Origin of the sequence: uncultured Nostoc sp., assembly GCF_964245575.1 — a bacterium.
Classification (GTDB): domain Bacteria; phylum Cyanobacteriota; class Cyanobacteriia; order Cyanobacteriales; family Nostocaceae; genus Nostoc.
The window spans coordinates 2,099-9,581 of record NZ_CAXTNP010000279.1 but is presented as its reverse complement, the minus strand read 5'-3'; the positions used below and the strand labels follow the sequence as shown (position 1 = coordinate 9,581).

The window sequence follows — 7,483 nt, the reverse complement described above, 5'->3', positions numbered from 1 at the left end:
GCAGTTGCAAACTGCTTAAACCGCAAGGGTTTCGGCTTTTCTTAGTGCCATTCGTATTTACCCAAAGTCAGATAGGCACTGTGGATTAAGTTTTCTCTACAAACAGATTTACTACTGCTCAATACCTCTTTGCGATGCTTGCGGTTCTTGCTAGCCTACAAAAATAACAAATGATACAGAACTTACGCAAACAATAGTCGAAACCCTTTTTTCTTCTTAGGGCAATTTATGTAAACGCATTCGCGAGAGGGTCTCCAAGAGTTGCGGCTTAAGGCAGGGTATTGCCCCTACAGTGTGTACGTTTTGCGTAAGTAAATGATTTTAATCCGTATAGTTGGAGGAATGCAATCTTTGGAATGGATCTTCCTCGATACCATGTTACGTCTGCGTCCTGCAGAAAAACTTGATGAACGTGTAGTAATTGTAGGGATCGACGAAAAAGATATTGAATGGGTTAAGCAATATCCGGTTCCAGATGGGAAGATTGCAGAGTTACTCACCAAGCTGGAAACCTATAAACCGCTAGCAATTGGGCTGGATATATTCAAAAATGTTCCCGTTGAACCTGGTAGCGAAGAACTCGCCAAGGTATGGCGGGAAAACACTAATATTATTAGTATTGAAAAAATATTACCACCAAAAGAGATTTCTCCAGCCCGAGGTTTGCCAACCGAACAAATTGGATTTGTTGATTTATTTAATGATGCAGATAGTAAAAACCGACGCTATTTGTTATATACACCAAACCCAGAAAATGAAAACGAAGATAAATATTCCCTAGCCCTACAATTAGTTGTTAGGTACTTTCAAAAGAAAGGAATTGAGTTGAAAACAGGGAAAAATGACCCGAATACAATCATGATTCAGGAGACTGAATTGCCTCGAATCACCGATAACTTTGGTGGATACGTGAGCATTAATCATGAAGATGGGGGATTGTCAATTTTGATGAACTTCCGCAACAATTATCAGCCTTTCCATGTTGTGTCGCTGCGTGATATTCTCAATGAAAAAAATGAGAATTTTTATGAAAAATTGTTGCGCGATCGCATTGTATTAGTTGGTAATCGAAATATGAGCGCAGGTGATATTTTTTATACATCTGCTTTGCCAACATTAGAATTAAAGGGTCAAATTTACGGTGTTGATTATCATGCTCACGTCATCAGTCAAATTCTCAGTACTATAATTGATGGTCGCCCAATGTTGCACAGTTGGGCAGATATGGGAGAATACACATGGATCGTTATTTGGGGTTTTGTGCCGATCATTATCGGACGGCTAACCCAATCAGTGTGGAAAAATCTATTTAATGTTGGTCTAGCAGGAGTTTGTCTGTTTACCTACGGGTATATGATGCTGTGGTTGTGGGGTATATGGATTCCTATAGCACCCAGTTTGATCATATTAGCTGTGAATGGGGTTGGCTTAAGTGCTTTTGCATTTTACCAGCACGATAAATTCTTGCGATCGCAAATTAACGAACGTCAAAACACAATTCAGCACACTTTTACGGTAATTCATAATGGCCCCCTACAAACCCTCGCCTATGGATTAAAGCACATGCGTGCTAAAGATGTACCTTATGAACAACTGCTTGGACAATTTGAAAAACTAGATCGAGAAATTCGGGAAATTGGCGAATTTCTCAAACTCGAAACAGTAACTGCAGAAGAGAGTTTGCGTTTAGGAAGTGGATTGATCCTCGAATTGAATCGACCGCTTCATGATTTGTTATATGAAGTTTATTCAAGTACATTAGAACGTCACGATTTTGAATATTTTAAAACCTTAAAAGTCAAAATTCGCAATTTTGATCCGATTGATGACAAGCATTTAAATAGAGAATATAAACGGGAAATCTGTTTTTTTCTGGAAGAAGCTTTGTGTAATGTTGGCAAACATGCCCAAGGAGTAAAGTGTGTTCAAGCAACAGGTATTTATGCTGAAAGTAAATACAAATTGTCCGTCAAAGATAACGGTTATGGGATTCAATCAAAGCTCGAAAATAAAGGTACAAAACATTCTAAAATACTCGCGAAACAATTAGGAGGAGAGTTTCAACGGGAATCGCTTTCCCCTCATGGGACAATATGCGAACTTAGTTGGAAACTTACGAAGTAATTTTAGATTTTAAGTAAGGATTCAGATTGATTCTGAATTGTGTATTCTTCTTCAAAACAATTACCAGCATTTACCATGAGTCATCAATATTTTGGATTTTGGCAAAACAGCCGCAGACTTACAAGTTTAGTTGTGGGAGTGGTTTTTTTAATTAGCGCACTCCCCGGATATGCTCAGTTTAAACCACGCGATCGCAAACCTGCCAGTGGATATTCCCGTGCGGGTGGTTCGCGCGGATGTTCGAGTAGCGGTATCCCGATGACGCAGCTTGCACCTCAGACATTTATCAGTAAAACCGTTTCCACACGTCCAATGCTTGCTTGGTATATGTCAAGTTCCCAAACCGTGCGATTCCGAATTTTTGAATTCGTTTCAGCGACAACCGTTAAACAAATTGGCAAAGTTAAAGAAATACCAACAACAATCGGGATCAACAAACTAAAACTTCCTCTCGATTATCCTGAACTAACTGTAGGTAAAACATATTTCTGGCAAATTGCAATTGACTGCGAAGCGCGTCCAGTTGTTAGCAATGCAGAATTTACCGTCATAAATCCTCAATCACTAGCTAAGAACCGATTTACTAGCATTCCAGAAAGCATAAATTATTATGCTGAAAATGAACTGTGGTATGAAGCATTTGAAGAAGCATTGAAAACAACCAGTAATGGTAAATTGGGTCAAACTGGATCAACTTTAATTAAAGAACTTGCACAGTCTGAAATCCCCACAGGAAGTAAAGTTGATATCAAAATCATTCAGCAACGCATCGGAGATATCCAGAGAATTATCAGCGCAAGAATTTAGAATATTGACGCGGAGTCGGAGACGCTTCGCCTCCGGAGAATATCGAACTTACTTACATATCGTTACGAGTTGGGGAGTATCAGAATCAACTATTTGTTGCATCAGGGCAAACGCCTTTTGTCAATAAAACTAATGTATTTTCAATAAACTCGAAACTAATCTCATTAAGTTTTGTTTATTGACAAAGGATTAAGCGTTGGCGTAGCCCGCCGCAGGCATCGCTTTGAGGGTTGGAAAACAAATCAAACGAGAAATGCTGATTAAATCGATTGATTCTTAACCTCGGTGGTGAGCAAGTATAATTAAGATGCGTTCGCCCTGTTTGTCGCATTGTTCGGGAGCAACAGTTTTCCCCTCGGACGAAGTGCAGATTCAATAGAAGCACACCTTGCTAAACTCCATATTGTGGCTTGATTTGCTGTAATTACAGGAATATTCAAATCATCCTCTAATTCTTCAATGATTTCAAATGTTCTCCATGCTGTACACGGCAATACAATAGCATCTGCATTTTTATGGGAAACCTCTTTAATGAAAGCTACGGCTTCATGGGGTGACTGATGCCAAAGGTAATTCTTTTTCACTACTTCTTTTGGACGTTCATCACCTTTAAACCCCACTATTTCAAAAGGCGCTTCACTCAAAAACGTTTTTAGCGTTTGGTTGTTCCATTCTGGATAAGGGGTGACTACAAAAATTTTCCTAATTTTTAAGTATGTCAATGCTTCTAATAGAGCTAAAGCAGGCACAGGGTACTCCTAGCACCTGCGTCAAACGTTGCTCTAATTTTTCGGCAAAAACTCGCCCTCGGTAAAATGTTGCTGTTGTGAAGCCGTATGCTCCAAAATGTACCCCGGCTCTAGCTAATTTTTCTACTTCCTTAATAGCTTCTTCATTGATGTCATCCATTGATTCATAGCTTTCAGATGCGTGCGAGCGTTGAGCAATCACACGATGGCTATGAATACTGACTTGACTGGAAAAAGCAGAGTGAAAGTCAGGCTCAAACGTCGTGTTACCTGCGGGTACTAACAAGCCAAGACGGATCTGCCTATTAGAGTCAGCTTTCGAGTACATATTGATACCTCTTGTTGACAAGCCTAATGATGTCCAAATATTTATTTAGTTACACTAATAATTAGGTATACATATTTTCAAGAAAACTGTATAATATATAAAACTACGCTAAATCGACCGATAAACTGTAATATAACATCTAACTGACGTAGATACCTGCCAGTCAATTATTTAACTGCATTAATCAACCCATCTTGCTTCCGTCTTATTGCTTGAGTTTGAGTTGTGCAATCTCGAATATTCTCTGTTCAGGATGATTATAAGGAAAGGATTTCATGAGTAACATACAACTGTACTTCGCTAAAGCCTCTACCTTCTCTCAACGTACGCGTGTAGTTTTACTGGAAAAAGGTATTGACTTCACCCCGATAGAAATTGACTTACAAAACAAACCAGATGGGTACACGCAGATTTCGCGCTATGGTAAAGTTCCAGCTATCAAATATGGGAATGTTGAAATTTACGAGTCCGCGATTATCAATGAATATCTAGATGAGGTTTTTCCCGAACCACCTTTGTTATCCCGTGATCCCGCAGCTAAAGCGATCGCTCGGATTTGGATAGACTACGCCAATACTCGGTTTGTCCCAGCTTTTAACAAATTTCTACGCGGTAAAGATAGTCAAGAGCAGGAACAAGGACGAAGAGAGTTCACAGAAGCACTTCTATATATTGAACAAGAAGGATTAGGCAAAGGTGATTACTTGTTAGGAGATCAGTTTAGCCTAGTTGATATCAGCTTCTATCCCTGGTTTGAACGTTTACCACTCTTAGAACACTTCCGTAAATTCACATTACCAGCAGAAACACCTAGTTTGCAGACATGGTGGAATCTGGTAAGTGATCGCTCCTCAATTCAAGCAGTAGCAAACCCAGTAGACTTCTATTTGCAAAGATTCGCCAAAGTTCTCGGTGAACCTGTTCCCGTTGGTGCATCTCAAAAATAGGACACATGACCAACAATTAACCAAAATTCAAAATGGGATAACCATGAGCTTAAATAACCAAGTTCTAGACAAACCAATTTCCCCAGAACTGCCATACGTAGAGGCTAACCTCACTTACCTGATTCCAACGGCAGAAAAACCTGTTAATTATACTTATGAACCACCAGCAGGGATTCCCCGCACGAATGCAACTTATCAGACGCACAAACTGCCAATTTATAATGCTCGCTCCATCTCAAAGAACATCTCGTTAGATCGAGAAGGTTTTGCATTTACTGGACATAATACTAATGTCCGCAACTTTTACGATGAAGACGAAGTACGCCGCGTCTACTATCCAGAAGCCGAGCAATTGCTAAAAGAAGTCACAGGTGCAACGAAGGTAGTAATTTTCGATCATACCCTGCGTAATGCCAGTCAGTCAAAGCCAGGTGAGAATAATATTAAAGAACCTGCCTTGCGCGTACACAACGACTTCACCGCCAAATCTGGCTATACTCGCGCCCGTTTGGAACTAGCAGCGCCAGGGATAGATGACATTGATGCACTACAAAAACAACGATTTGCCATCATCAATGTTTGGCGAGCGATCGCACAACCAATTCAAGAGTCACCATTAGCAGTGTGTGACGCGCAAAGCATTGCAATAACAGACCTTGTGGCTGGTGATTTAGTGTACCGCGATCGCGTCGGTGAGACATACGGAGTCACATATAACTCCAAACATAAATGGTTCTACTTTCCGCAAATGCACAGAGACGAAGCACTATTTATCAAATGTTTCGACTCCGCAGAAGACGGACACGCCCGTTTTGCTGCTCATACAGCCTTTGAAGATCCAAATAGCCCAGCCGACGCTCCCCCACGAGAAAGCATCGAATTACGAACATTCGTCTTTTACCCCGCATAAATTGCAAAAACTTCTCTCCAACTCCTACCCTCTGCGTGAAACAAATTAATTAACCCTTGGAGACACAAATATTATGACTTCCCAACACTTTGACATCAAACCAATTGCCGGACGTATCGGTGCAAAAATCATTGGTGTTGACTTGAGCAGTAACCTCAGCAATGAAATCATCAGCGATATCCGTAAAGCTTTAGTTAAACACAAAGTCATCTTCTTCCGAGAGCAGAACCTTGACGCTCAAGGACAAGTAGCGTTCGCCCGGCGCTTTGGGGAAGTCACCACAGCCCATCCCACCGTTCCCTCATTGCCAGAAAACCCAGAAGTTCTTGACCTGAATTACGGCAAGACTGTGAGCCGCGCCAACACTTGGCACACCGATGTCACATTTGTAGATCGTCCCCCCCTTGGTTCTATTTTGCGGGCGCTTGTCATCCCAGCATCGGGAGGTGACACCATTTGGGCAAACTCCGTGACTGCCTACGAAGATTTACCAACTCACCTACGTAATCTTGCTGGCCAACTCTGGGCAGTACACAGCAATGCCTACGATTATGCAGCAGCTACAATTGACTTGCCAAAAGAAGTCTTAGAGTATCGGGCTGTTTTCACCTCAACTTTATACGAAACCCTGCATCCAGTTGTCCGCGTCCATCCTGAATCCGGTGAACGTGGGTTATTTATTGGTGGGTTCGTGCGCCGCCTGCGCGGTTTATCACAGAATGAATCTGATGAAATCGTGAAATTGTTCCAAGCTTACATCACACGTCCTGAGAACACAGTCCGGTGGCGTTGGAAAGTAGGTGATGTGGCTTTCTGGGATAATCGCGCTACTCAACATTATGCGATCGCTGACTACGGCAATCAACCTCGCCAGGTTCAGCGAGTCACACTTGTGGGTGATATTCCTGTTGGTATTGATGGTAAGCAGAGTGAGGCTATTAAGGGAGATTCTTCTGCATATAATCGACGTGAACCCGCTTTAGTTTAAAAAAGATTGGGAACTGGGAATCATTATGAAGGACGGGTTCTACGAGGAAATCTTGTTTGACCCCGTCCAGTTAACCAATTTAACGCGATGTGCAACTTATTGTTTTAAAACAAGCTTGTCTTTAACGAAGTCGCCAATTTTAAGCATTTGGGGATTCGTTACACAAGGGTGGTGTATGAAGATATGTGGCATCTTACTAGTAGGCTTCAAAGATAATTACGAATTGACAAAAAAAATATCGTTTTAAACTTTTACAGATGAACATTTGGTAATGAATTTACCTACGAGATTATCAAGCTTGATAACCTTAGTTGAATCCTCTTGTGGGGTGTCAAAGTTACAAATAATAGTGGTGTAGTCCAGTGTGGCAGTGCCAGATTTAGAGTTGTAAATGCCGCCACCATGTCCAGACTCGTAACTACCAGAACTGAGTTCGATCCCGAAAGCTTTATTGTGTTTGATAATGCTGTTGCCCACTATTAGGGTGGCAGTATTATAGATGCCACCGCCAAAGTGTGCCTGATTGCCACTAATCTTGCTATAACTCACGGTAACGATGCCTAACGGCTCGTTGTAGATGCCACCACCGTAGTCGCTTGCATAGTTATTTCTGATGGTGCTGTTACTCAC

General features: G+C 41.4%; 6 protein-coding genes and 1 pseudogene. 5 read left to right on the top strand and 2 right to left on the bottom strand.

Going from position 1 to position 7,483, the window contains the following annotated elements; translation table 11 throughout:
• Window positions 1-315 precede the first annotated feature (315 nt).
• Window positions 316-2,124: a CHASE2 domain-containing protein gene (locus ACFFAP_RS31125; RefSeq protein WP_375514830.1), complete on the top strand. Its 1,809-nt coding sequence runs from the start codon at window positions 316-318 to the stop codon at window positions 2,122-2,124.
• Window positions 2,125-2,199: 75 nt separating this feature from the next.
• Window positions 2,200-2,931 (top strand): DUF928 domain-containing protein, encoded by a 732-nt coding sequence (locus ACFFAP_RS31120; protein ID WP_375514829.1) that lies wholly within the window; start codon window positions 2,200-2,202, stop codon window positions 2,929-2,931.
• Between the two features lie 302 nt (window positions 2,932-3,233).
• Here the strand turns inward: ACFFAP_RS31120 and ACFFAP_RS31115 are convergent.
• A pseudogene (locus ACFFAP_RS31115) lies at window positions 3,234-4,008 on the bottom strand (hypothetical protein).
• Between the two features lie 275 nt (window positions 4,009-4,283).
• Between ACFFAP_RS31115 and ACFFAP_RS31110 the strand changes: the two are divergent.
• From ACFFAP_RS31110 to ACFFAP_RS31100, 3 genes are all read left to right on the top strand, one after another.
• Window positions 4,284-4,955: a glutathione S-transferase family protein gene (locus ACFFAP_RS31110; RefSeq protein WP_375514828.1), complete on the top strand. Its 672-nt coding sequence runs from the start codon at window positions 4,284-4,286 to the stop codon at window positions 4,953-4,955.
• Window positions 4,956-4,998: 43 nt separating this feature from the next.
• On the top strand, window positions 4,999-5,865 hold the full coding sequence (locus ACFFAP_RS31105; protein WP_375514827.1) for a CmcJ/NvfI family oxidoreductase: 867 nt from the start codon (window positions 4,999-5,001) through the stop codon (window positions 5,863-5,865).
• Between the two features lie 73 nt (window positions 5,866-5,938).
• Window positions 5,939-6,853 carry a TauD/TfdA dioxygenase family protein gene (locus tag ACFFAP_RS31100; protein ID WP_375514826.1) on the top strand — a complete coding sequence of 305 codons (915 nt, stop codon included), beginning with the start codon at window positions 5,939-5,941 and terminating at the stop codon, window positions 6,851-6,853.
• Between the two features lie 243 nt (window positions 6,854-7,096).
• Here the strand turns inward: ACFFAP_RS31100 and ACFFAP_RS31095 are convergent.
• A partial coding sequence (locus ACFFAP_RS31095) for a right-handed parallel beta-helix repeat-containing protein (RefSeq protein ID WP_375514825.1) occupies window positions 7,097-7,483 on the bottom strand: 387 nt, incomplete at its 5' end.